The following is a 23,814-nucleotide window of genomic DNA, read 5'->3' as shown; positions in this document are numbered from 1 at the left end:
TGTCTCCTTGAGGTTTAGATGAAAATGAAAATTGGTATTTTAGGATTAGGTCTTATAGGCGGTTGTTTAGGTTTTGATTTACGTTCAAAAGGACACTATGTTTTAGGTGTAAGTCGTCGTCAATCAACTTGTGAAAAAGCTATTAATCTGGGCAATGTTGATCAAGCTGGCTTAGAATTAAGTTTGTTAGCATCCGCAGAAGTTGTATTTATTTGTACTCCTATAGGAATGATAGTACCTCAAGTCCAAGAGTTGATTACTCATCTACCTAAGACTACTATTATTACTGATGTTGGTTCAGTTAAAAAACCTATAGTGGAGGCAATTTCTCCTTTATGGGAAAATTTTGTGGGCGGCCACCCTATGGCGGGTAAAACCGATGTAGGTATAGAAGCATCACAACCTAACTTATTTGTCAATCGGCCTTATGTGATAACGCCAATAGAAACAACACCTAATCACGCTGTCATCATTGTAGAAGAAATTGTGCGATCGCTTGGCTCAAATATTTACTATTGTCAACCAGAACAACATGATCGCGCTGTGAGTTGGATTTCTCATTTACCCGTGATGGTTAGTGCTTCTTTAATTGCGGCCTGTTTAAGTGAAACTGACCCAAAAATCGCTCAATTATCCCAAAATTTCGCTAGTTCTGGGTTTCGGGATACTAGTAGAGTTGGGGGAGGAAATCCAGAATTGGGAGTAATGATGGCGCAATATAATCGCCAATCACTACTACATTCATTACAACAATATCGCCAAAGTCTCAACGAATTTATTCATATAATTGAGCAAGAAAAATGGGAATTATTAGAGGAAAAATTTAAGTTAAATCAACAAGCACGACCTAATTTTCTAGAATAGCTATTTGTGCGTTGAGAATAATCTCAAGTACCTAATGATTTAACTAAAAAATTTTTATTCCGATCCTAAAATTGGTATGATGTAATATCACCTACCTCAGATAAAACACATTGATATGGGTAAATTTTCGCCATTAGTGATCAATCTGATTATTTTAGGATCATTATTATTCATATCTCAACCAGTTAGGGCGCAGGAATGGCGGCCTGTTCGTGGTGGTATTAATTTTGGCATTAGTGGTATAGCTTTGTTGACACAGGAAGACAATAATTTAGATTTTTTGATTGTCCATGATAATAAACAAAAAAATCAAGTCAGGTTAGCAATTGTTCATATTCATGGTGAAAATCAGCCCGAATATACACCACTAAATTGGCCAGAAAAAAATGTGTTACCAGATGATTTAGAAGCGTTAACATCTCTTCCGGGTAAAAATACCTCTGAGTTTTTAGCTTTAACAAGTGATGGTAATATTTATCATTTGCAATTAGATATTCAAAAACAGAGAATTATTTTTGTGAAAAAATTTGATTTACCAAAAGTTAGTCACGGTAGTAATTTTGAAGCTTTGAGTGTTCAAAATATTGACGGTAAAATTATTGCTGTTTGGGCGCATCGTGGTGAGGGAAAAGAACCAGCAAAAATTTATTGGGGAATTTTAGATATAGATAAATCTCAAATAAATTTTGTCAGTGCTGCGGATTTTACAGTACCTTTTCCCCCTGGACAAGTTCGCCATATTTCTGATTTAAAAATAGATAAGGCGGGTATTGTTTATATTAGTGCAGCGAGTGATGGTGGTAATGATGGGCCATTTACATCTGCTGTTTATATTGCAGGTCATTTCGCAGTTAATAGTAATCAAATTATCTGGAAACAAAATTATCAGCTTTTCCCTATTTATCGCAATAAATATCATAAAATTGAAGCTTTGGAACTCATTCCTGGTGCAACAGGAGGCATAATATTGGGGACAGATGATGAAAATATGGGAGGTTATGTTGATTTTATTGGTAAATAATTCGGGCATCTGAATAAGAATTCAGGAGTCACCGAGTCAGGAGTTCAAAAAAAAGAACAATATAAATTTATTTCCCTATCAACCGTCAACTCTCACCTGTTACCTTTCCGAAAATATGCAATTTATTTTGCAGCACTATTTATTTCTATTCTTCCTACTCTTCCACACGATAACCGAGTTCTGCTAATCTTATCCGTGAATGTCGCCATTTTGGTTGGACTTTAACAAATAATTCTAAATAAACTTTACCAGCAATGAGTTTTTGAATTTGTTCTCTAGCTGCACTACCAACAGATTTTAGCATTGTCCCACCTTTACCAATAAGAATTCCTTTTTGTGAATCCCTCTCAACATGAATTGTGGCTAAAACACGGGTAATTTTTGGGGTTTCTTCAACTAAATCAATGGCGATCGCTACAGAATGGGGAACTTCTTCACGGGTTAATAATAATATCTGTTCTCTAATTAATTCACCCATGATAAATCTTTCTGGTTGATCTGTGACTAAATCTGGTGGATAGTAAAACGGACCGGGATCGAGATGATTAATTAATAGGTTTTGGAGTTCTGATAAATTTGTACCGCTTTTAGCGGAAAATTTCACAGTTTGCCATTGATAGGTATTAGCTAGTTGGAGATAGGTTTCATCTATTTTTTGAGAATCTTCGGGTTGTTGATCAATCTTATTAATGCCTAAAATTACAGGTGTTCGACTATTAATTAGTAATTCGGCAATATAGCGATCGCCCGCACCACAAGGAACTGTGCCATCAACTACAAATAATACTACATCTACTGATTCAATGGCAATTTTCGCATTTTTGACCAGCACTTCCCCTAGTTGATGATGGGGTTTATGAATACCCGGTGTATCCACAAAAATTAATTGTGCTGTTTCTGTGGTTAAAATACCTCTTAAACGATTACGAGTAGTTTGGGCAACTGGGGAAGTAATGGCAATTTTTTGCCCCACTAATTCATTCATTAAAGTGGATTTACCCACATTAGGACGGCCAATAATCCCAATAAAACCTGACTTGAATCCAGCAGGTGCTTGAGGAATCATCACCGCACCAAAATCGGTAAAAATATCATTATCAATATTAGACATTTGTGATTCTATTGGCATTGTTTACAGTTATGATTAAGAGATTGGTAAGTATTCAGCTATAGAAACTAGATCCGTGACCTCTGAACATTAATTCAGAATTTATTGATATTCTCAAAGCAGAAGTCGGGGATCTTACCCAACTGATTTATGAATTTGGTAAAATCAATTATTACATAATTATCGTCCTGAAAAATAAGGAAAAATCAAAATTTTTACTGTTTTTTTTTAGCACAAATAGCGATCGCTAATTATATTAAATACAGTGTCCTTATTTAATTCACTGAATATGACCATAGCATCAATAGCAGTCAATCCCTATTTAGAAAGCAATTTTGCCCCCATAGCCACAGAAATTACTACTGATACCTTAGAAGTTATGGGAAAACTCCCTCCAGAATTATCAGGGATGTTTGTCCGTAATGGTCCCAACCCCCAATGGAGTCCTATAGGTCAATATCACTGGTTTGATGGTGATGGGATGTTACATGGCGTAGAAATTAGCAATGGTAAAGCTACTTATCGTAATCGCTATGTCAAAACTAGAGGATGGAAGATTGAGAATGAAGCGGGTAAAGCTGTGTGGAGTGGACTTTTAGAACCACCACAAATGGACAACCCCCACGGACCGGGGAAAAATACCGCTAATACCGCCCTAGTTTGGCATAACCAACAACTTTTAGCATTATGGGAGGGAGGTGCGCCCCATCACATTAGTATTCCTGATTTAGCAACTATTGGGGAACATACTTACAATGATAAATTAGTTTCTGCCTTTACCGCCCATCCCAAGGTAGATCCAGTTACAGGGGAAATGATGTTTTTTGGTTACGGTTTTAGACCACCTTATGTACAATATGGCATAGTTTCTGACCAGGGTGAGTTATTGCGAACCGTACCTATAGAAATACCTGTAGCGGTGATGATGCACGATTTCGCCATTACCGAAAATTATACCATTTTCATGGATTTACCCTTAACATTTAGTCCTGAACGGATGATGCGGGGAGAACCGATGCTGATGTTTGAGAGCGATTGCCCCAGTCGGTTTGGTATAATGCCTCGTCATGGTGACAATAGCAATATTCGCTGGTTTGAATCTCCTCCTTGCTACGTCTTCCACACCCTCAACGCTTATGAAACAGGAGACGAAGTGGTACTTATTGCTTGTCGCATGAGTTCTACAAATGTTCTTGTTTCCCAAGATACATACCGCGACCCCCAAGGGGACATTCCTTTTCTACACCGTTGGCGCTTTAACCTCAGCACAGGTAAAGTTACCGAAGAAAGATTAGATGATGTTCCAGGAGAATTTCCCCGTGTCAATGAAAACCTGTTAGGGAGAAAAACCCAATATGGTTATGTGGGGAAAATGGCACATAGTCAAAATCCCTTATTTGATGGTGTCATAAAATACGATTTTGAAAATGGTAAATCCCAAACCCATGAATTTGGTAAAAATCGTTATGGTGGTGAATCTGTATTTGCACCTCATCCCCATGGTACAGCAGAAGATCAAGGATGGTTGGTAACATTTGTTTATGATGAAAATTCCCAAACCTCAGAACTTGTTGTTATTAACGCCCAAGATATCACTAACGAACCTATAGCGCGGGTAATGATTCCTCAGCGTGTACCCTACGGATTCCACGGTATTTGGATTTCTTAAATAATCAACTCTGGGTAAAGCACCTGGTTGAATTAAAGTACGCAGATTTTCTTCTCTTTGTTAGGCAATAGATAAGTTATTGTCTAACATAGAACGCAATTTATTGGGATTTTCTAAATTTGCCGCTAGGGAAAATTTCATAATTTGTGACTTTTGTTAGTTGTTTTTTATGATTAATTAGTAAATAACTAAATGTTTAATATTAAGCTATATCCATATCAAATATTGTTATATAGGTAACTACTTTGCACATATTTAGATCCCGGACTTTTCAAACAAATGGGGGATTAATCTTGATTAATTATTGTGGTTATTTCCATAACATGATAATTATTATATAAATTGTCTGTATTTATTCCTACAGTTAGAAGCAAATTTATCTACAATATACGTTAATAAGCTAGTAGCTTATCGCCAAGGAAGTAAAATTTTAACTTTATGATTTATCACAGCGAGGCGATCATATCTCGTCAAGAAGGCACATTTCCAGGTGTTGGGGGTCTTGATTTATATTACCAAAGCTGGCATCCTCGGGGTGAAGTGAGGGGTATTTTAGTGCTTGTACACGGACTTGGAGGACACAGCGGACTTTACAAGACCATAGTTGAATATTTGTTACCGAAGGGATATGCTGTCTATGGCTTTGATTTACGTGGTCATGGGCGTTCATGCGGTCAAAGAGGATACATTAACACCTGGTCTGAATTTCGTGATGACTTGCAAACTTTCCTCAACTTGATTCAAAAGCAACAACCAGAACACCCAATTTTTCTATTCGGACATAGTATGGGGGGAGTAATTGCATTAGATTATACTCTCCGTTATGTAGAAGATAAATCTGCGTTGTCAGGTGTGATTGCTTTTGCACCCAGCATTGGTAAAGTGGGAGTACCACTGAGTCGGGTAATTTTAGGTAAGTTACTCTCCCAGGTGTGGCCACGTTTTTCCTTAAATATTGGTTTGGATTTTAGCGCTGGTTCACGAGATCAGAAAATTTTAGATTCTTATACTCACGATAAATTACGTCATACTTTGGCTACTGCTAGGTTATCTACAGAATTTTTTGCGACAGTAGATTGGATTCATGCTCACGCCGAAAAATGGCAATTACCACTGTTAATTTTACATGGTAGTGCTGACAGAATTGCGTTGCCAGAAGGAAGTGAAATTTTTTATCAAAAAGTAACTTATCCAGATAAGTTAAGAATTGAATATCCGGGAGGCTATCATGATTTACACTATGATATTAATTATCTTGAGGTCATAACTGATCTAGGTAATTGGATGGATCAACATTTATCTAATGTAATGAATATTCAATAATAATTAAAAACCCATCTTTGTAGAGACTTTCTTTATCAAGAATTTTCAGAGAATGTCTCTACTAGTGGCGATGAATACGAAATAGATAAAACCCAGCTAGTGTGAGAATAAAAATCATAGTTACAGAATAGCCAATTACGTCTTTAACTAAAAAAGAAATCCAATCTTTTCTTAATTCTTGTTTAAACTTGAGTTCTCGTAATTTACGTTCAAGTTCTATATCTTGTTGATCAGGTAATCTGGTATAAGGGCTAATCTGTAAATCATTAATAAGTTCTTCTGGGGGATGTGAATTTTGCAAATTATCTAAGCTAGAATTAGGATCAGTCAAAACCATGATTAAAAATATTTACTAAAACTTGGACAAGGTTATTTCTTTGCTGACGGGTGAGTTTACTAATGGCCGTGCGATCGCTTGCTAAAGGATTTTGTTTTAAACTATCATTACCTGGATAACTTTCAGTATATATCGTTTCATTGGCATCCAAATAATCAGCTAAAGTTAATTTCCAGTCAAGGCGATAAATAGGCGATCTACCTTTAGTATAAATATGATAGCGAATCAGACGACTGGCTAGAGTATTGTTTTCGGCAACTTGTCCAGTTGTTTTACTAATGAACTGATTTTCTTTGGGTAAATCAGGAATTTGTTGATATACTTTTTGCCAAATATCACTATTAGCAAGTATTTGAGAATTTGCGGGTGAAATATGCAAGAAATTATTATTTCCTGTTCCCAAAACAATAATCACCACTGTTATTAAGGTAATAATCAACGGTGAAAAAAATTGCCCACTGAGAAGTTTTTTATGTTTCATTTGCATTATCCAAAATACCGCCAAACCCCTGACAGGTATGACGGTGATTAGTTTACATTTTATAATTCACCGATAATTTCTGGCTGATTTAGTTCATCAGACATTTCAATAATCGCTCTGAGGACGGGTTTCATGATGGCATCTTCATTATTTTCAAAATCTTCATAACGTCGCCGTTTAGCACGATTTGCGACTTGCACCGTAATGCGATAGCGATTGGATGCAGCACTAATTAATTCTTCTGCACGGTGCATGATTTGAGACTGAGTTGTCTCGAATTTAGAACGCTTAAGCATAATTGATGACTCTGGAGATTCTATCCCAGTTTACCCGGATTTTTGAATTTCGGCTTATTTTTATTTGGTAATTTTAGGTATCAACAACCGAAATTGACTTTGGTAAATTTGTTTAACTAAGATAATGAGACTGATAATTTGCCGCAGTTGTTGAATTTGCTGTTTACGAATCTGGTTTTCTAAACGGAGGTTATGAATGTTTTCTGCACCTCTATAAATATTCTCTGGTATTGTATGGAGTAGTTGATAAGTAGCGCGTTCAAATTGATTCAAGCTATCGGCAACAAATGCCAATATATACGTTATTTTTCGTAATTTTTGAGCTAAATAAAGGAGCATGAGGGAAATAACAATATTAACCAGGACAACGATAATTACCATTTTTTAAGTATTCAGTCATAGCAGTCATTCATACCCAGATCCCCAACTTCTTTTATTTATTCTGTCCAGAAATGATAAATTGATATCAGCCGTTGGGGATCTTATCACCTCACCTGAATTGTTACGCGTTTTTTATATTCCTTACCACTGATTTAATTTAAAACTTAGTATGATTATATCAGTATTTTTAATAATTTATCTTGATACAGAAAAATTTAAAGTCCCTAAATAGTAACAAAAGATCAGATAAGATTAAGATAGAATTTGATAAATCTGACTTTTTAATTTTTGCTATGACCCAAAACCCTAAAGCAATAGTTGTATTTGATATAGATGGAGTTATCCGGGACGTTAGCGGCTCATATCGTCGCGCCATATCCGATACAGTAGAATATTTTACAGACCAGGCATATCGTCCCACACCTGTGGACATTGATAACCTTAAATCAGAAGGAATTTGGAATAATGATTGGGAAGCATCCCAAGAATTGATTTACCGCCATTTTGTTAGTCAAGGACAGCAACGGGAAGAAATAGAATTAGATTATACAAATATTGTGACTTATTTTCAAAGTCGTTATCGGGGTACAGATTCTCAAAATTGGAACGGCTATATTTGTCATGAACCTTTATTAGCACAACCAAGTTATTTTCAAGAATTAACTAACTCTGGTATAGCTTGGGGTTTTTTCAGTGGTGCTACTCGTTTGAGTGCTAATTACGTTTTAGAAAAACGTTTGGGTTTACAGTCTCCTGTCTTAATTGCCATGGAAGATGCACCCGGTAAACCTGATCCAACTGGACTATTTGCGACTATTAATATATTAGAAAATGGTAGTAATCACAAACCAATAGTTGTCTATGTCGGTGATACGGTAGCAGATATGCACACTGTAGAAAAAGCAAAAGCTGTAGATAATTCTCGCACTTGGTTAGGTGTTGGGGTATTACCACCTCACGTTCAAGAAACAGCAGAAAGACGTGAAGCTTATGCACAGAAATTAATACAAGCTGGGGCAAATATAGTCTTTAATAATGTCCAAGAATTAACAATTAAGACAATTACCCAATTATAATTTTAAGTCAATACAGTTCAGTTATCAATTTGTTGATCTCTTTTCTCTGTGTCTCTGTGGTTCGTTTTCAAAGTCTCATTACCTATTCTAAAATCAGGATATTAGCAACTATGCCACTAATTAGTCTCATTGCCGCCATGTCCGAAAATCTGATTTTGGCTGACTCAACAAAGGAACATATTCATCTGGGTATTCCCTGGAATATTCCCACAGATGAACGTCATTTTATTGAAATTACTCGACGGCATCCTGTAATTATGGGGCGCAAAACCTATACAACTTTTAATACACCAATTCCTAATTGTACAAATATAATTATCACTAGAGATCCTAATTTTGAAGCTTTTGGCTGTCTGGTATTTAATTCACTAGAAACAGCAATCGCATGGACAAAAATGAGTGAAACGGAGGAAATATTTATTGCTGGTGGTGGAGAAATTTATACTCAGGCAATCACATTTGCTGATAAGTTGTATTTAACTATTGTGGAAGGTAATTTTAAGGGAGATATATACTTTCCTGAATTTGCTGATTTTGGAGAAGTTACGAAAGAGGAAAAGTTGCAAGAAAATGGCTTTAATTTTAAGTTTGTGGAAATTGAAAGGTGCGTTAAAAAAATAACGTCACCTCCGATAATTGGATAATTTATTTTCTCAAATTCCCTTATTGTAATTTCAAAAATTTATCCAAAGCTGCCGCCATAGTTGGTGGCCATCGCCGGATATTTGTTACCCAGTTCATATCTTTATAGCGGGTATCGAGTCCATAAGCCGCTACCCAGTTACTTTCCGCTTCGCCTTTATTTCCTGTTACCCAATAAGCGGCTGTTAAAGCGGCTCGCATATCAGCAAATCGGGGATATTTACGGACTATATTTCGCATTTCCCGAATGGCTTTTTCTGTTTGACTGGTTTCATATAAAGCTAGGGCATAATTAGCACGAGCAAAGGCAAAATTTGGGGTTATTTCTGTAGCTTTTTGGTAATCTAAAATAGCTTCTTGCCATTTCCCTAAACCTGCTTTGGCATTACCCCGATTATTATAGGCCATGGCATCTTTAGGATCTAATTCTAATACATGATTGTAATCAGCGATCGCTTCTTCCCATTTTCCCAAACCTTCTAAGGCTGTTCCCCGATTCAAATAAGGATCTGTAACATTGGGTGCAAGTTCTACAGCTTTGTTATAATCTGCTAATGCCTCTTGCAACTTATTCTGACTTACACGAGAATTACCGCGATTACTCCATGCTCCCGCATTGGTGGGAAATTTTTCAATGATTTGTGTCCAATAATTTTCCGCAGTCACAAAATCACCTTGTTCTGTAGCGATAAAGGCTTTTGTTGCTAGTTCATCCCCTGCTTGTAACTCTTCCGGAGTGATGGTTTGAGATTGTGCCATAACTGGAGTATTCCAGCCAAAAACCAGTAACAAACTCAGGAAAATACCAATTAATTTAATCATCTAATTCAGATATGATATGCAACAGAATTAATCATATAGCAATCTTTGACACTCCCCTGGCTAAAGCCGGGGGGATTCTACATTCATCGTCAAAACTTGCTCAACCAGGTTTGCACCCTTACGGTTTCGCCAGTCACTCATGGGGGAAACCCCCAAGACCGCGCTAGTCCTATACTCTTCCCTGTTCCCTTTTGAAAAACTCCAGTTATCAACTTGGACGAGGTTTATATTTACTTGATATTTAATAATTATTAATAACTGACGATTGATTATGGTTGATTTTATCAATTGCTCTTCGGGTTCGTCAGTCGCTCATGGGGGAAACCCCCAAGACCGCGCTGACTCACCAATCACCAAATTAAGTAAGCGCTTCTGCACCACCCACAACTTCCAGAAGTTCCTGGGTAATTGCGGCTTGACGGGCTTTGTTGTAAGACAAAGAGAGAGTTTTAATCAACTCACCGGCGTTTTCGCTGGCGTTACTCATTGCTGTCATCCGTGCGGCTAATTCACTAGCTGCTGATTCTTGCAACGCCCGTAATAGCTGATTACTCAGATATAATGGCAACAAAGAATCCAGAATTTGCACTGGATCTTGTTCAAAAATCATGTCGCTGGGTAAAGCTGGAACTGTACTAGCTACTTTTTCCCGTTCTACTTGGAATTGACCACCACGGGTAGTTAAACGGAAAATTTCGTCATCTGCTGCTTCTAAACCTTGGGTATCGAGGGGTAACAAGGTTTGCACAACTGGACGAGAACTAACCAAGGATACAAAGCGAGTATAAACTAACTCAATCCGGTCTACTTTTTCCGCTAGGAAGAGAGAAAGTAGTTCGTCAGCAATATTGGTAGCTTCTGCGGCGGTAGGAATTTGTTCTAAACCGCTGTAGGTAGCATCAATTTTGTAACCACGACGTTGGAAATATTGGGTAGCTTTGCGGCCAACAATGATTAAGGTAGTTTCTACGCCTTCAGCCTGAAGTTCCTTGACGCGATTTTCCGCACGGCGGATGACGTTACCGTTGTAACCACCGCAAAGACCGCGATCGCCGGAAACTACCAATAACCCTACTGATTTAACTTCGCGTTTTTTCAGTAAGGGTAAATTAACATCTTCAAATTTGAGCCGAGTTTGTAAACCGTATAATACTTGTGCTAAACGGTCAGCAAAGGGACGGGTGGCAATTACCTGTTCTTGAGCGCGACGTACTCGCGCCGCAGCTACCAGCCGCATGGCTTCGGTAATTTTTTTGGTGTTTTTGACCGACTGAATGCGATCGCGTATTGATTTGAGATTAGCCATAATCCGATTTTAGATTTTAGATTTTAGATTTTAGATTCGGAATTTCGGATTTTAGATTAGACTCATCTGCAAATAAACATCACATCCCTGTATTTTATAGGCTGATATCTAATTTTTAGACGAGTCTATTTAATCCAAAATCCAAAATCCAAAATCCAAAACTTTTACGCTGCTGCTTGGAAGGTCTTTTTGAACTCGGTGAGAGCGGCTTTCAAAGCTACTTCTTCTGTATCACCGAGGGCTTTGCTACCTTGTACGCCTTGGTAATAGGCAGTGTTAACATTTTTCAGATAATCACGTAAACCCTTAGCAAAACTAGTTACTTGATTAACTGCGATGTCATCTAAATAACCGTTGATACCAGCGTAAAGAACTGCTACTTGTTCAGCTACGGAGAGAGGATCGTTTTGGGGCTGTTTTAAGAGTTCCCGTAAACGCACACCACGCGCCAACTGATCTTGGGTGGCTTTGTCTAAATCAGAGGCGAATTGTGCGAAAGCCTGTAGGTCGTCAAACTGCGCCAATTCCAATTTAATCTTACCGGCAACTTTCTTCATTGCCTTGGTTTGTGCCGCAGAACCTACACGGGATACAGAGATACCGGGGTTTACAGCAGGACGGATACCAGAGTTAAACAAGTCAGAAGACAAGAAAATCTGACCGTCGGTAATAGAAATTACGTTGGTAGGAATGTATGCGGATACGTCACCAGCTTGGGTTTCAATGATAGGTAGGGCAGTCATACTACCTTTACCTAGTTCATCGCTGAGTTTAGCAGCACGTTCCAACAGGCGAGAGTGAATATAGAATACGTCCCCAGGATAGGCTTCCCGACCGGGTGGACGACGCAGAAGCAAGGACATTTGGCGATAAGCCTGAGCTTGCTTGGAAAGGTCATCATAGATGATTAAGGTCGCTTTGCCTTTGTACATGAAATACTCAGCAATACTAGCGCCTGTGTAGGGAGCGAGGAATTGTAGGGTAGCTGGGTCACTGGCGTTAGCAGCAACAACTACTGTGTAGTCCATCGCGCCTTTTTCTTGTAAGGTTTGGACTACGTTAGCAACGGTGGAAGCTTTTTGACCGATAGCTACGTAAACGCAAACGACATCTTCACCTTTTTGGTTGATGATGGTGTCAATAGCGATCGCTGTTTTACCAGTTTGACGGTCACCAATGATCAATTCCCGTTGACCACGGCCTACGGGAATCATGGAGTCAATAGCGGTAATACCTGTTTGCATCGGTTCGTGTACAGACCGACGGGCAATAATACCAGGTGCTGGGGATTCAATCAACCGAGTTTCGGTAGTTTTGAGATCACCTTTACCATCAATGGCGCGACCCAAAGCATCCACAACTCTACCAACTAGAGCTTCACCTACACCAACTTGGGCGATTCTACCAGTAGCGGTTACAGAGCTACCTTCTTGAATCTGCCGACCTTCACCCATCAATACCGCACCAACGTTATCTTCTTCTAAGTTTTGGGCGATACCAATAGTACCATCTTCAAATTCTAGGAGTTCCCCAGCCATAGCTTTTTCTAAGCCATAGATCCGGGCAATACCGTCACCTACTTGTAGCACTGTACCAACGTTAGCAACTTTAACCTCTTGGTCGTATTGCTCGATTTGTTGTTGGATGATGCTGCTGATTTCATCAGGTCTAATGGAAATGCTCATTTCTGTTGTTGTCAGTTGTTAGTTGTCAGTTATTAGTTGTCAGTTGTCATTTGTTTTTATTGACTGCTGACATTTATCAGAACTTTCTAGTTACTGCTTAAACGCAAAGATAGACGACGTAGTTGTCCACGCAAACTAGCGTCAATTACTTGAGAACCAACTTTGATGATCACACCACCAATTAACTCGCTGTCTATTTTGGTTTCTATTTCCACCTGACGAGCGTTAGTAAGGGCAATGACCCTTTCTGTAATTGCTTGCTGTTGGGTTTCTGTGAGGGGAATCGCAGAAGTAATTTCAGCCAATACGGTCTGATTTAGTTGGCGTAATAGTGCCAAATACTGCCGCAAAATTGGTGCTAAGAAAGCAATGCGTTTTCTGTCAACTAACAGCAGTAAAAAGTTACGTAGGTAGGGGTTTACACCTTCCCCAAGTAATTGCTTGAGGAGGTTTTTCTTGTTCTCTACCTGTACAAAGGGATTACTCAAAAAGTTGGTTAGTTCTTGACTCCCTGTTAACAAGCCCAATAAAGTCCTGGCATCTGTTCCCACCTCTTCTGTTAAGTTGTGAGATTGAGCAATGGACAATAGAGCCTGTGCATAAGGCTGAGATATTTCAGCGGTTGCTGCATCACTTTTCATATCTCGCCTCCCAATTGTGCGATGCTACGATCAATTAAACTTTGTTGAGCATCGTCGCTAATGCCACCCTTGAGTTGTGCTTCCACTTTTTGTAGTGCTTGCTGCACTACTTTTTGTCTCAGTTGGGCGATCGCTTTCTCTAGTTCTGCATTCAAATCAGATGCAGCAGTTTCTTTCAATCTGGCTATGTCCAGATTTGCCTTAGCTAAAATCGCATCTTTAGCAGCTTGAGCATTTTCTCCAGCTACTTGAGTAATTCTCTGTGCTTCCTGTTGTGCTTGGGTCAACTGCTCTTGAGCTTTTGCTAAAGCAGTTTGAGCTTCCCGTAAGCGTCCTTCTGCATCTTGAATAACGCTTTCAATATTTGAGCGTCGTTCATCCAAGATATTAGTTAAAACTTTGCGTCCAAAGTAGAATAGTATGCCAATCAGAATTACTAAGTTAATTAGATTGGTTTCCAGGATGTCTAGGTTTAGACCGAAACCGCCTTCTGCTGCGCCTTCTGCCATCTCAGAGTGAACAGCTTCTGCGGCAAGTAAAAAAATATTGCCCATGTTACCCATCTACAAGTGCGCTGCTCGCTTGGTAATTCGTTGATTTTTCCCGATAGGGGAAAAAGTGCCAATTTTTTGGACACCTAAATTTCGCCACTTTTTGGGCTAATGCCCTTTAGTGTTTATGCTTTCGTAGAACTAAATTTGGTGATATAGTTTAATCCTATTTCACCAAAGCCTGTCCTAATAGTTTTTCTAGAATCTGGTTGCTGAGGGCATCAACTTGTGCTTCTAGGGTAGCCATAGCAGCTTGCTTTTGCTGCTCTATTTCCCTAGCAGCTTGTTCGCGTTGAACCTGTGCTTCCTGTTGTGCTTGGGCTATTTTTTGTGCCGTAATTTTCTTAGCTTCATTCTGGGCAGTTTCTATTGTCACTTGTGACTGCCTACGAGCAGATGCTAGTTGCTGCTCATACTCTTTGGCTAAGCTTTCTGCTTTAGCCAAGCGTTCACGAGCATCAAGGTTATTGGTACGGATATAGTTATCTCGTTCATCCAATACCTTAGTCAGAGGCTTATAGAAAATTACATTCAACAAAGCTGCCAACAATAGGAATTGCAATGCCATCAATGGCAAGGTAGCATCGAAATCAAACATTTCTCTCCTCTCTGGCTGGAATAGTAATTTTCTTGGCTAGTAATAAAATCCAGCCTTTGATAATTTTACGAATCCCTTCCTAAAGACGATCCGTAAGTTGCCAGTTTTTAGAGGCGTGTAGATGTCCAGCTTTTGGCTTTTTGTGACATCTTGACACGTCTCTACACTAACAAAACCTTCTCAGTCTTAGGCAAAAGGGTTAGCGAATAGCAATACCAAGGCAATTACCAAGCCGTAAATTGTCAAGGATTCCATGAAGGCTAAGGTTAAGAGTAGTGTGCCGCGAATTTTGCCTTCTGCTTCGGGCTGACGTGCAATACCTTCTACTGCTTGACCTGCTGCGTTACCTTGACCAATACCAGGTCCAATTGCAGCTAAACCGATAGCGAGAGCAGCAGCTAGAACTGAGGCAGCTTGTACTAATGGATCCATGACGATTTTCCTTGCTTTAACTACAAAAATTACAAATGTACGTAAGAACTAGATGTGTGTTTTCACACCGCACTAGGTTTTTAAATCGCTGTAGCGATATCTGGAGCAAGTTTGCTCGTCCGATAGTGCAACTTGGCGTAAGCCATACTGGGCGATCAACTGAGGGCGTTAATGCTCCTCATGTCCTTCTTCGCCGTGTCCCTCTAAGGCTTCATGAATATACGCCCCGGCTAGGGTGGCAAATACTAGGGCTTGAATGGCACTAGTAAACAAACCCAAAGCCATTACTGGCAAAGGCAAAAAGAGAGGCACAAACAATACCAATACCGCCACTACTAATTCATCCGCCAATATATTTCCAAATAAACGGAAGCTTAGGGAGAGGGGCTTGGTGAAATCCTCGAGAATGGCAATTGGCAATAGAACTGGTGTTGGCTCTATATATTTCTTAAAGTAGCCTAAACCTTTCTTGCTAAATCCCGCGTAAAAATACGCTAAGGAGGTTAACAATGCCAATGCGACGGTTGTATTGATGTCGTTGGTGGGGGCTGCTAGTTCACCAGAAGGCAATTTGATTAGCTTCCAGGGAATTAATGCTCCTGACCAATTTGATACGAAGATAAACAAGAATAGCGTACCAATAAATGGTACCCAGGGGCGATACTCTTTCTCTCCGAGTTGGTTTTTCGCTAGATCCCGAATAAATTCTAGGGCATATTCCATTAGATTTTGGATGCCACTAGGAATTTTTTGGACGTTTCTGGTGGCAGCTAGTGATGCTATTACTAGGATACCAATCACAAACCATGAGGTGAGAAATACTTGCCCATGTATTTTGAGACTGCCCAGTTGCCACAAGAAGTGATGACCTACTTCCAATTCGGCGAGGGGAAAAGCGTTAAAGGCGTTTAATACACTAAGCATGGGCGTTCTTCAAGGTTTTCCCCAAAAATCGAGGATGGGAGGATTGTCTGTAGTGAGCCTGAGCTTTAAGCTTCAGGAATGAATACAGTTTGCACCATATAGATGAGGAGGGTAACTTTATAGGTGAGAAATCCCAGGAATATAGGCAAAATATGTAGCTGGTGCCATTGACTCGCCAATATAATCGGTATCATGATCAAAGCAAAACGATTTTTGCTTAAACCTTTTTTTTCGCCACCTAGACTCTCAACATCTTTAGCCAGCATTTTTAAGTAAACCACACCTGTACACGCCCCAATGAGATAATTGAGGGCAATGTTTAAGGAATAAAAAATCCACACAGAGATAAAAATAATCCCCGTCAACACAAGTGTGATTACTAACAACTTCTGATAGAGTTGATAGAATTCTTCCATGGAAGAACCAGCCGGTTCTGTTTCATCAAAACCAGATTTCGTATCTTGTTGTGTTGTCTGAGTCGGTGCAATTGATTCGTCTGACAAGCTCACGAGACTTGAAACCAGTACAGCTAATATGAGATGACTGCACATTCAGTCAGTTGAATCATATCATGATCCGGTAACAATACTTTAGAAAAAACAATTAACTTATTTTTGTTAGTGGTCAGTTGTCAGTTGTCAGACCATTGCCTAGTTACTGATTTTTTTCATGAAGCGGGGGTGAGTAAGATTAGTTGTTGTTTGAGGAGGTGTCTTACTCCGTCTAACTCTAGCTCAACTTGGGCTAAAATGTTAGCCACGATGGCAGAACCATCAGATTTGTTCATGAACTCAAGTTCAATATTTCAATATTTCTATGAAAGCATCACATCCAGATATTATCGTGACTAGCCCGGATGGAGAATATTTGATGATTGTTGAAGTAAAACTAAATGATGTTAATATCCATCATAATAGTATCATTGATCAGCTTAAATACTCAATGATTGAATTTGGTTGCTCCCTTGGCTTACTTGTGGTAGGAGAGCGTGTTATTGTCCTCCAGGATTCTTTTGATGACTCTTATGGTTCATCAATTCGCGTAGTTGGTGAAGCAAAGCTTCCAAATTACTTTTTACCACCAGCAGATGGGCAATGGAAGGGAAATCCTTATCTTGAGTTTGAATCACAAGTTCAGCGATGGTTAGAGAAATTGAAACTACAACCTAGTACAGACAGTTTACCAGATGATTTGAGAGCTTTGTTGAGTGGACGGATAATCAATCTTCTGCGACTTGGTGAAGTCAGGGCTGGTGGACCAAGGTGGAGTAAAGTTGCAAAATGAAGCCTCAAGTGGTTTTTGTCGAGACAAACTGGGTAGTAGATATTGTTGCACCTGCACATTTACAGAGTCTACAAGCATCTCAATTGCTTTCACTTGCGGAAACTGGAGAGTTTGAGTTACATCTACCTGCTATCTGCTTAACAGAAGCGCGTGAAACTATACCCCGACGATTCACTCCACGCTCTCGTTCTGAAGACTTACGTAAATTTGTCAAATGGGCTAAAAAAGAAGGGAAACTGACTACAGAAGATGCTAATGCAGCGTTTCGAGTCTTTAATCAGTTTGATGGATTAGTTGCTAATGAACTAACGAAAGTTCCAGAAAGATTGATTGAATTAGCCAAACATCCAAATTTGAATGTTTTTCCTCTTTCGGAATCTATGCTAGAACGGCAAGTTGCTATTGGGGCAATGGATACTTCCCTAAAACCTTATGATATGGCTGTATTGGCTGCAATTCTTGTCAGGGCTGAGGATTTGCAACAACAAGGACATTCATGGGTGGGTTTTTGTGAACTAGATTCTGATCTTCAACCTTGGGATAAAAATGGTGTATTAAAACCTATTCTTAGTGATCTCTACAATGCTTCTCGAATCTGGGTGTATCGAGATTTTTTAGTGGAAGATGTAGATGAACTTCCCGAAGTTTGGTTCTCTTCTAATTAACTGGGTGTCAGTAAAATCATTTGTTGTTTCAAAAGATTTCTGACTCCATCTAAATCAAACTGAACCTTGGTTAAAATCTCTGCTACGGTAGATTTCCCATCACAGTTTTGCATAAATTCTAATTCGGCTGTTGATAAGTTAACTATTTGGTAATCATAGTTAAATAAACATTGACTGGGAAACCCATCTATGCAAGGGTTAAGTTCGGGAATTGCTGCTAATAATGTGTTATCTGCTGACCAGTTGGTTTTGGGTAGGGGGGGACGACTGAGGAAAAATTCGTAATGGGTTACTTCGGGATTCAGTAATTCTACGAGCCGATAACGTTGGCGTTCTGTGAGTTCTGCGGCTCGTTCAATTAACTCTGGGGCTTTTTCTAGAAGCTTTTCTAGTTGCCAAAATCCAGGATTGGAAAAACCTACAAAGTCTAATCCAGCAGAGTCTATTAATTCAAATAATGTATCAATGTTGTAATCAAATTCCTGGGGATGGACATACATATCCGCAAAACATTCATCTCGCTGGTTTTCCATTGCCCATCTTTCTTTTTCTCTCTTGACAAGACGGTTATTTTCTGGTAATGAGGCAAAGATTTTTCTCCCGACTTGGACACCATCACGATAGTCCCCGCGTTCCTTACCTTGGAGAAGGGCGATCGCTTTCTGCATGAGTTGTATTTCCCATCTTCCCAGTTCTCCATAAACAAAGATGTGCATTAGTCCACCTGGGGCGAGTTTTTTCGCTAATGCTTGAATACCGCGAATGGGATCTGGTAGATGATGAAGCACACCAACGCAGTTAATTAAATCAAATTGTCCTGATATTTGTTCTACATCATAAATACTCAGGTGATGAAATTCTACACGATCAGCACCGGAACTTTGACAGCGTTTTTTTGCTACTTCTAATGTACCAGCACTTAAATCTATTCCCACTACCTGTGCTTGGGGGTTGAGATGTACTAAATATTCTGTTCCGACTCCCGAACCACAACCAGCATCTAAGATGCGGATATCCTGTTTTTGTGGTTTTCTACCTGTGCAAAAGTTGTAAGCAGCTAACCAATTCCAGCGCCAATTATATCCTGGTGGTGGTTCATCGAGGATGGGTTCGGGAGGGAATGGGTAGGTGTCGTAGAGTTTCGCAACAGCAGCACTTACTTGGGAGTCGGACATGATGGAAGTTATGGGGATTAACGCAGCATTTTCGAGTTTACCGGATCGGGGGATTTTGGGGAAGGTGATTGAATTTTGGTGCAGGATGATTTTTTGGTTGCAAACTACTTCGCAATTTGCTAAGATATTTGCAGTTTTGCTTTACAAATTTAGTAAATTAATGACTTTTCAGCAATTTAGAGTTGTTGAAATTTGAGTGAGTTTTCCTTAGTTCAAACTTAACAAGCCAAAGAAACCTAATAAGCTAAAGAAACCTAAGAAGCCAAAGAAACTTAACAAGCCAAAGAAACCTAAGAACCCAAAGAAACCTAAGGAGAAAAATCATGTACACCGTTAAAATTTGGGAATTATTATGCGAATCATCAAAAAAAGTAGAATTAAGGAGTATTGGGAAAAATATCCTGATGCAGAAGCCAGTTTGATAACTTGGACTAAGTTCATAGAAAATCAAACTTGGAATAGTCCTACTGAATTAAGTGCTAGTTCAATTTTTAGACCTGATCCTGTGAAAAATTTAGTTGTTTTCAATATTGGAGGTAATAAATACCGTTTAATAACTTATATTGACTACACAAATCAAATTATATTTATACGTGATTTTCTTACCCATGCAGAATATGAGAAAAATAAATGGAAAAATGATGCTTGGTTTAATAGCTAATATTAAATGCAAAGGTTAATATTTAATGGTAAGGATTCAGGTGAGGTGATAAGATATCTGACTTCTTTGATTGATTGATTGATTGTATTCGGAAAGGATAAATCTATCTTAGAAGTCGGGGATCTGGAAACAAGTGCTATAGCTGAATACTTACATTTAATGAAAGCTAAGGTGGATTTATTTCCCATCTTAGTTTCTACAAAAAATAACCTATATTATGGTAATTAGATATGCTACAAAATGCGCCTGACTACAGCGAATTACTTAATTTTTTTCCCCCACGCACTATAAAAACTGAGGAAGAATTGACAAAAACTCAAGCAGTGGCAGATGCTTTAATTGATAAGGGAGATTTAACCGAAGATGAGCAAGATTATTTAAGCTTGCTTGGTATGTTGATTTATGATTATGAACAAAAACAAAATATTATCCCAGATATTTGGGGTGTAGATGTTTTGAAGGTTTTGATGACGGAAATGGATTTAAAACAAAGGGATTTAGTTTGTATTTTTAAGACTGAATCTATTGTATCTGATGTTCTCAACAAGAAACGTAAGTTAACAGTTGAACATATTCAAAAGTTGGGAGAATTTTTCAAAATTTCTCCCGTGGTTTTTCTGCCAAAAAATTCATAAATCTCTGATTTTCTTCTATTTATTTAACTGTAAACTGGTATTTATTATCCGGGTTATGGTAGGTGCTACATTATTCAAGTTTAGGCAGTTATGGGTATTGATTCCGTAATCACACTAATGTTAAGCTATATAGTAACAAGTGAAATCTAGACTAGATACTTTGCATCTTAACTTTGATTAACCAGGAGTATCAATAATGCCAGTAGGAATGCCCGAATTTGTGGAAAACCCGGAAAATCGTTGTCCGGTAATTCTTTTGCTTGACACCTCTGGCTCAATGTCAGGACAACCTATCCAGGAGTTAAATAGGGGTTTGGCGGCTTTCAAAGAAGATGTGATGAAAGATGCTCAAGCCTCTTTAAGTGTAGAAGTTGCTATTGTCACCTTTGGACCGGTGAAACTGACGCAAGATTTTGTCACTATAGACCATTTTACACCGCCTAAGCTAGAAACAGATGGTGTCACCCCAATGGGTGCAGCCATAGAATACGCTTTGGATTTATTAGAAACCCGCAAACAGTCTTATAAAGATAATGGTGTCCATTATTATCGTCCTTGGGTATTTTTAATTACCGATGGTGCGCCTACAGATTATTGGGAAGGTGCAGCGCAAAGGGTGAGAGAAGAAGACGCACAGCGCCGAATGTTGTTTTTTACCGTTGGTGTTCAGGGTGCAGATATGAATAAACTCCGACAAATTGCCCCTCCAGAACGTCCTCCAGTAACCCTGAATGGTTTAGATTTTCGCTCTTTATTTGTTTGGCTTTCCACTTCCATGAAACGGGTTTCTAGTGGCAAAGTAGGGGAAGCTGTGGCATTACCGCCGGTGGGATGGGGGCAAATTACAACATAATCTGAATAAAAACCAGATCCCCGACTTCTAATATTAAGTTGATAATTTATTGACATGATCAGGACTTACGCAAAATAGAACGAAAGTAGGGGTTACATTTTGCGTAAGTCCTAATGATTAAACAAGAAGTCGGGGATCTTAAATTAGATTTTGAGGATTTATTTATTGTGGGTTGGAAAGCTATAGCACGTTGTGCAACGGGAACGAGTCATCAAGAGCAAAAAATACCTTGTCAAGACTACGGAAATCGTCGCATTTTTAAAGATGTGATTGTGGGCGCGGTTGCTGATGGTGCTGGAAGTGCTAAATATTCTCATTTTGGTTCTAAATTGGCGGTAGAAACCGCGCTCAAATATCTTTCTAGAATTAGTGAGTATCTTCAGACGCGAAAACGATTTTGGGAAAAGTTTTCTCGACCACTTTCAGAACAAGAAGCGAAAAAACTTTTTACTAAAACCGTTAAAAATGTAATTACAGAGTTAACAAAACAAGCAGCTAGTAAGGATTATTCCGTTCATGATTTAGCTTGTACATTATTGGTTTTTATAGCGACTCCTGAATGGGTTGCAGCCATGCAAATTGGGGATGGATTTATGGTAGTGCGTTCCCAAGATCCAGAATATAAATTATTGTTTGAACCAGATAAGGGGGAATTTTTCAATGAAACAACTTTTGTCACTTCAGCTAATGCACTGGAGGAAATGCAGGTAAAGGTAATTTCAGGCAAACAAGAGTTTATTTGTGCTTCTACTGATGGATTAGAAAAAGTGGCAATTCGTTTGAGTAATTGGAAACCTCACGCGCCATTTTTTAAACCTTTGGAGGAATATTTGCGAGAAACAGATAAACCAGGAGGAAATGATGATAATTATATTATGGATTTTCTCGATTCTCCACGGTTAAATTCTCGCACTGATGATGATAAAACTTTGCTTTTGTGTTGTTTTGAAAAGGAGATTTAGTATACAAGAACCTCTCCCTAACCCTCTCCTAAAAGGAGAGGGAACAAGAGAAAATGAGTTTTCATACAGGGAGTTTTAAAGCCTCTCCCCTGCAAGGGGAGAGGTTTGGAGAGGGGTCAAAAATTGACTTTGCAACTTTTCAAATACCATTTGATTTAATTTAACCCATCTAATTAAAATTATATGACAGTTCTTACTTGTGCCAGTACAGGAAAATCAATTACGCTATTAGGTAAAGAGATTTTTAATAGTGGTGAAGCAAAAGTTTGGCGAACTAATGAAAATGGTTATTTAGCGAAAATATACCATTTTCCCACATCTGAACGGGTGCAAAAATTAGCAGTAATGATAGACCACCCACCCACAGAACCAAATTCCCATCTTCATCATGTTTCCTTTGCTTGGCCTAAGTCGGCATTGAAAAATGCTCAGGGTGATTGTGTGGGCTTTTTAATGCCAGAAATTAAGGATGGAAAAGAACTTATTAATGTTTATAATCCCCGTCTTCGTCAAGCTTTGAAACTTGAAATTGATTGGCGGTTTCTGCACACAACAGCGCTGAATATTGTTTCCATTATTGAAGCTCTGCACGTTGCTGGTTATGTGTTGGGAGATATTAAACCACAAAATATTTTAGTAAATAATCGGGCTTTACCTTCAATTATTGATACAGATTCTTTTCAGGTGATAAATCCGAAAAATGGTAAGGTTTATCGCTGTTTAGTTGGTTCACCAGGTTATACACCACCGGAATTAATGGGAAAAGATTTTGATATTATTGAGCAAACGGAAATACATGATAGATTCCGGTTAGGGGTAATTATCTATCAATTATTATTTGGTGGTAATAGTCCTTTTCAAGGAAAGTGGACTGGTGCAGGGGAAACTCCAGAACCTGATGAAATTATTCGTCGGGGTTTATGGCTGTATTCACCAAATAGTTTGATTGAACCTGTAGCGAGAACAATTCCCATGATAATTGTTCATCCAGCAATTCGGGAATGTTTTCTCAAATGCTTTAATGATGGTCATAATAACCCTAATTTACGCCCCACAGCTAGGCAGTGGTTGGAGGCTTTAAGAACAGGGAATAATAATTTAACTATTTGTGGCAGGGTAGATAGTCATTATTATAGTAGAACTTTTGGTAATTGTTATTGGTGCGATCGCTCTACAAATCTTGGTATTGATATTTTTCCTGGAGTTGTGAAAGCAAATTCATCTCCCATTGTTGAATCCACATTACAGCCGCAAATTATTAATAACGAGTTAATAGGAAAGCTACTGCAAACCCTCAGTGGTCATTCTAATTCAGTTATTTCAGTAGCATACAGCCCCGATGGTCAAACCCTGGCTAGTGGGAGTAAGGACAAGACTATCAAACTGTGGAATGTAAAAACAGGAAACCTACTGCAAACCCTC

At 38.8% G+C, this 23,814-nt stretch carries 28 protein-coding genes; 13 read left to right on the top strand and 15 right to left on the bottom strand.

From position 1 onward, the window contains the following. Window positions 1–24 precede the first annotated feature (24 nt). Together CUN59_RS19990 and CUN59_RS19985 are read left to right on the top strand one after the other, a co-directional pair. Complete coding sequence (locus CUN59_RS19990; protein ID WP_104389479.1) at window positions 25–864, top strand: prephenate/arogenate dehydrogenase; 840 nt, start codon at window positions 25–27, stop codon at window positions 862–864. 115 nt (window positions 865–979) lie between these two features. Further along, the gene (locus CUN59_RS19985) at window positions 980–1,885 is read left to right on the top strand and encodes a hypothetical protein (RefSeq protein WP_104389474.1); all 906 of its coding nucleotides are present in this window, start codon (window positions 980–982) and stop codon (window positions 1,883–1,885) included. A gap of 154 nt (window positions 1,886–2,039) precedes the next feature. On the opposite strand, the gene era is transcribed toward CUN59_RS19985, so the two are convergent. After that, on the bottom strand, window positions 2,040–3,014 hold the full coding sequence (era, locus tag CUN59_RS19980; protein ID WP_104389473.1) for a GTPase Era: 975 nt from the start codon (window positions 3,012–3,014) through the stop codon (window positions 2,040–2,042). A gap of 268 nt (window positions 3,015–3,282) precedes the next feature. Here era and CUN59_RS19975 point away from each other — a divergent pair, with 268 nt between their 5' ends. Beyond that, on the top strand, window positions 3,283–4,662 hold the full coding sequence (locus tag CUN59_RS19975; protein WP_438501839.1) for a carotenoid oxygenase family protein: 1,380 nt from the start codon (window positions 3,283–3,285) through the stop codon (window positions 4,660–4,662). Window positions 4,663–5,100: 438 nt separating this feature from the next. Continuing rightward, a complete protein-coding gene (locus CUN59_RS19970; RefSeq protein WP_104389472.1) occupies window positions 5,101–5,985 on the top strand; it encodes an alpha/beta hydrolase in 885 nt (294 codons plus the stop codon). 61 nt (window positions 5,986–6,046) lie between these two features. Here CUN59_RS19970 and CUN59_RS19965 read toward each other — a convergent pair whose 3' ends face one another. Genes CUN59_RS19965 through CUN59_RS19950 form a run of 4 tightly spaced genes read right to left on the bottom strand, consistent with a single transcriptional unit; the run spans window position 6,047 to window position 7,480 of the window. Further along, window positions 6,047–6,322: a hypothetical protein gene (locus CUN59_RS19965; protein ID WP_243407002.1), complete on the bottom strand. Its 276-nt coding sequence runs from the start codon at window positions 6,320–6,322 to the stop codon at window positions 6,047–6,049. Then, the gene (locus tag CUN59_RS19960) at window positions 6,309–6,803 is read right to left on the bottom strand and encodes a hypothetical protein (RefSeq protein WP_104389476.1); all 495 of its coding nucleotides are present in this window, start codon (window positions 6,801–6,803) and stop codon (window positions 6,309–6,311) included. The genes CUN59_RS19965 and CUN59_RS19960 overlap by 14 nt, the downstream gene beginning before the upstream one ends. A 59-nt stretch (window positions 6,804–6,862) precedes the next feature. Further along, window positions 6,863–7,099, bottom strand: coding sequence for a DNA-directed RNA polymerase subunit omega (locus CUN59_RS19955; protein WP_104389471.1), 237 nt, complete (start codon window positions 7,097–7,099; stop codon window positions 6,863–6,865). 60 nt (window positions 7,100–7,159) lie between these two features. Beyond that, entirely contained in the window at window positions 7,160–7,480 is a 321-nt protein-coding gene (locus CUN59_RS19950) for a hypothetical protein (RefSeq protein WP_104389470.1), read from the bottom strand. A gap of 293 nt (window positions 7,481–7,773) precedes the next feature. Between CUN59_RS19950 and CUN59_RS19945 the strand changes: the two genes are divergently transcribed. Beyond that, entirely contained in the window at window positions 7,774–8,556 is a 783-nt protein-coding gene (locus CUN59_RS19945; RefSeq protein WP_104389469.1) for a TIGR01548 family HAD-type hydrolase, read from the top strand. 110 nt (window positions 8,557–8,666) lie between these two features. After that, window positions 8,667–9,200, top strand: a complete 534-nt coding sequence (locus CUN59_RS19940) for a dihydrofolate reductase (RefSeq protein WP_104389468.1) — start codon at window positions 8,667–8,669, stop codon at window positions 9,198–9,200. 19 nt (window positions 9,201–9,219) lie between these two features. Here CUN59_RS19940 and CUN59_RS19935 read toward each other — a convergent pair whose 3' ends face one another. The 9 genes from CUN59_RS19935 to CUN59_RS19895 all read right to left on the bottom strand — a co-directional run bounded on the left by CUN59_RS19935 (window position 9,220) and on the right by CUN59_RS19895 (window position 16,708). Beyond that, window positions 9,220–10,020, bottom strand: coding sequence for a tetratricopeptide repeat protein (locus CUN59_RS19935; RefSeq protein ID WP_104389467.1), 801 nt, complete (start codon window positions 10,018–10,020; stop codon window positions 9,220–9,222). A 358-nt stretch (window positions 10,021–10,378) separates the two neighbouring features. Then, window positions 10,379–11,326, bottom strand: coding sequence for a F0F1 ATP synthase subunit gamma (locus CUN59_RS19930; protein ID WP_104389466.1), 948 nt, complete (start codon window positions 11,324–11,326; stop codon window positions 10,379–10,381). A gap of 164 nt (window positions 11,327–11,490) precedes the next feature. Next, window positions 11,491–13,011 carry a F0F1 ATP synthase subunit alpha gene (atpA, locus tag CUN59_RS19925; protein WP_104389465.1) on the bottom strand — a complete coding sequence of 507 codons (1,521 nt, stop codon included), beginning with the start codon at window positions 13,009–13,011 and terminating at the stop codon, window positions 11,491–11,493. Between the two features lie 86 nt (window positions 13,012–13,097). Then, the gene (atpH, locus tag CUN59_RS19920; protein WP_104389464.1) at window positions 13,098–13,652 is read right to left on the bottom strand and encodes an ATP synthase F1 subunit delta; all 555 of its coding nucleotides are present in this window, start codon (window positions 13,650–13,652) and stop codon (window positions 13,098–13,100) included. Beyond that, complete coding sequence (locus CUN59_RS19915) at window positions 13,649–14,215, bottom strand: F0F1 ATP synthase subunit B (RefSeq protein WP_104389463.1); 567 nt, start codon at window positions 14,213–14,215, stop codon at window positions 13,649–13,651. The genes atpH and CUN59_RS19915 overlap by 4 nt, the downstream gene beginning before the upstream one ends. Window positions 14,216–14,369: 154 nt before the next feature. Beyond that, complete coding sequence (locus tag CUN59_RS19910; RefSeq protein WP_104389462.1) at window positions 14,370–14,801, bottom strand: F0F1 ATP synthase subunit B'; 432 nt, start codon at window positions 14,799–14,801, stop codon at window positions 14,370–14,372. A 186-nt stretch (window positions 14,802–14,987) separates the two neighbouring features. Then, window positions 14,988–15,233: an ATP synthase F0 subunit C gene (atpE, locus tag CUN59_RS19905; protein WP_013192016.1), complete on the bottom strand. Its 246-nt coding sequence runs from the start codon at window positions 15,231–15,233 to the stop codon at window positions 14,988–14,990. A 168-nt stretch (window positions 15,234–15,401) separates the two neighbouring features. Continuing rightward, window positions 15,402–16,157: a F0F1 ATP synthase subunit A gene (gene atpB, locus CUN59_RS19900; protein ID WP_104389461.1), complete on the bottom strand. Its 756-nt coding sequence runs from the start codon at window positions 16,155–16,157 to the stop codon at window positions 15,402–15,404. A gap of 65 nt (window positions 16,158–16,222) precedes the next feature. After that, entirely contained in the window at window positions 16,223–16,708 is a 486-nt protein-coding gene (locus tag CUN59_RS19895) for an ATP synthase subunit I (RefSeq protein ID WP_207765454.1), read from the bottom strand. Between the two features lie 265 nt (window positions 16,709–16,973). On the opposite strand from CUN59_RS19895, the gene CUN59_RS19885 reads away from it, so the two are divergent. Then, window positions 16,974–17,441 (top strand): type I restriction enzyme HsdR N-terminal domain-containing protein, encoded by a 468-nt coding sequence (locus CUN59_RS19885; RefSeq protein WP_104389459.1) that lies wholly within the window; start codon window positions 16,974–16,976, stop codon window positions 17,439–17,441. After that, window positions 17,438–18,106, top strand: a complete 669-nt coding sequence (locus tag CUN59_RS19880) for a hypothetical protein (RefSeq protein WP_104389458.1) — start codon at window positions 17,438–17,440, stop codon at window positions 18,104–18,106. The genes CUN59_RS19885 and CUN59_RS19880 overlap by 4 nt, the downstream gene beginning before the upstream one ends. Here CUN59_RS19880 and CUN59_RS19875 read toward each other — a convergent pair. Continuing rightward, on the bottom strand, window positions 18,103–19,281 hold the full coding sequence (locus tag CUN59_RS19875; RefSeq protein ID WP_104389457.1) for a class I SAM-dependent methyltransferase: 1,179 nt from the start codon (window positions 19,279–19,281) through the stop codon (window positions 18,103–18,105). The genes CUN59_RS19880 and CUN59_RS19875 overlap by 4 nt on opposite strands. 352 nt (window positions 19,282–19,633) lie before the next feature. Here CUN59_RS19875 and CUN59_RS19865 point away from each other — a divergent pair, with 352 nt between their 5' ends. From CUN59_RS19865 to CUN59_RS19845, 5 genes are all read left to right on the top strand, one after another. Then, entirely contained in the window at window positions 19,634–19,942 is a 309-nt protein-coding gene (locus CUN59_RS19865) for a type II toxin-antitoxin system HigB family toxin (protein WP_104389455.1), read from the top strand. A 230-nt stretch (window positions 19,943–20,172) separates the two neighbouring features. Beyond that, window positions 20,173–20,577, top strand: coding sequence for a helix-turn-helix domain-containing protein (locus CUN59_RS19860; protein ID WP_104389454.1), 405 nt, complete (start codon window positions 20,173–20,175; stop codon window positions 20,575–20,577). A 196-nt stretch (window positions 20,578–20,773) separates the two neighbouring features. After that, on the top strand, window positions 20,774–21,430 hold the full coding sequence (locus tag CUN59_RS19855) for a vWA domain-containing protein (RefSeq protein ID WP_104389453.1): 657 nt from the start codon (window positions 20,774–20,776) through the stop codon (window positions 21,428–21,430). A 167-nt stretch (window positions 21,431–21,597) separates the two neighbouring features. After that, window positions 21,598–22,392 carry a PP2C family serine/threonine-protein phosphatase gene (locus CUN59_RS19850; RefSeq protein ID WP_104389475.1) on the top strand — a complete coding sequence of 265 codons (795 nt, stop codon included), beginning with the start codon at window positions 21,598–21,600 and terminating at the stop codon, window positions 22,390–22,392. A 183-nt stretch (window positions 22,393–22,575) separates the two neighbouring features. After that, window positions 22,576–23,814, top strand: a 1,239-nt coding sequence (locus tag CUN59_RS19845; protein WP_438501838.1) for a protein kinase domain-containing protein, incomplete at its 3' end; no start/stop codon positions are given.

The organism is Cuspidothrix issatschenkoi CHARLIE-1, from assembly GCF_002934005.1.
GTDB classification, from domain to species: Bacteria; Cyanobacteriota; Cyanobacteriia; order Cyanobacteriales; family Nostocaceae; genus Cuspidothrix; species Cuspidothrix issatschenkoi.
The sequence above is the reverse complement of the archived record's forward strand: the minus strand, read 5'-3'. Positions and strand labels throughout refer to the sequence as shown.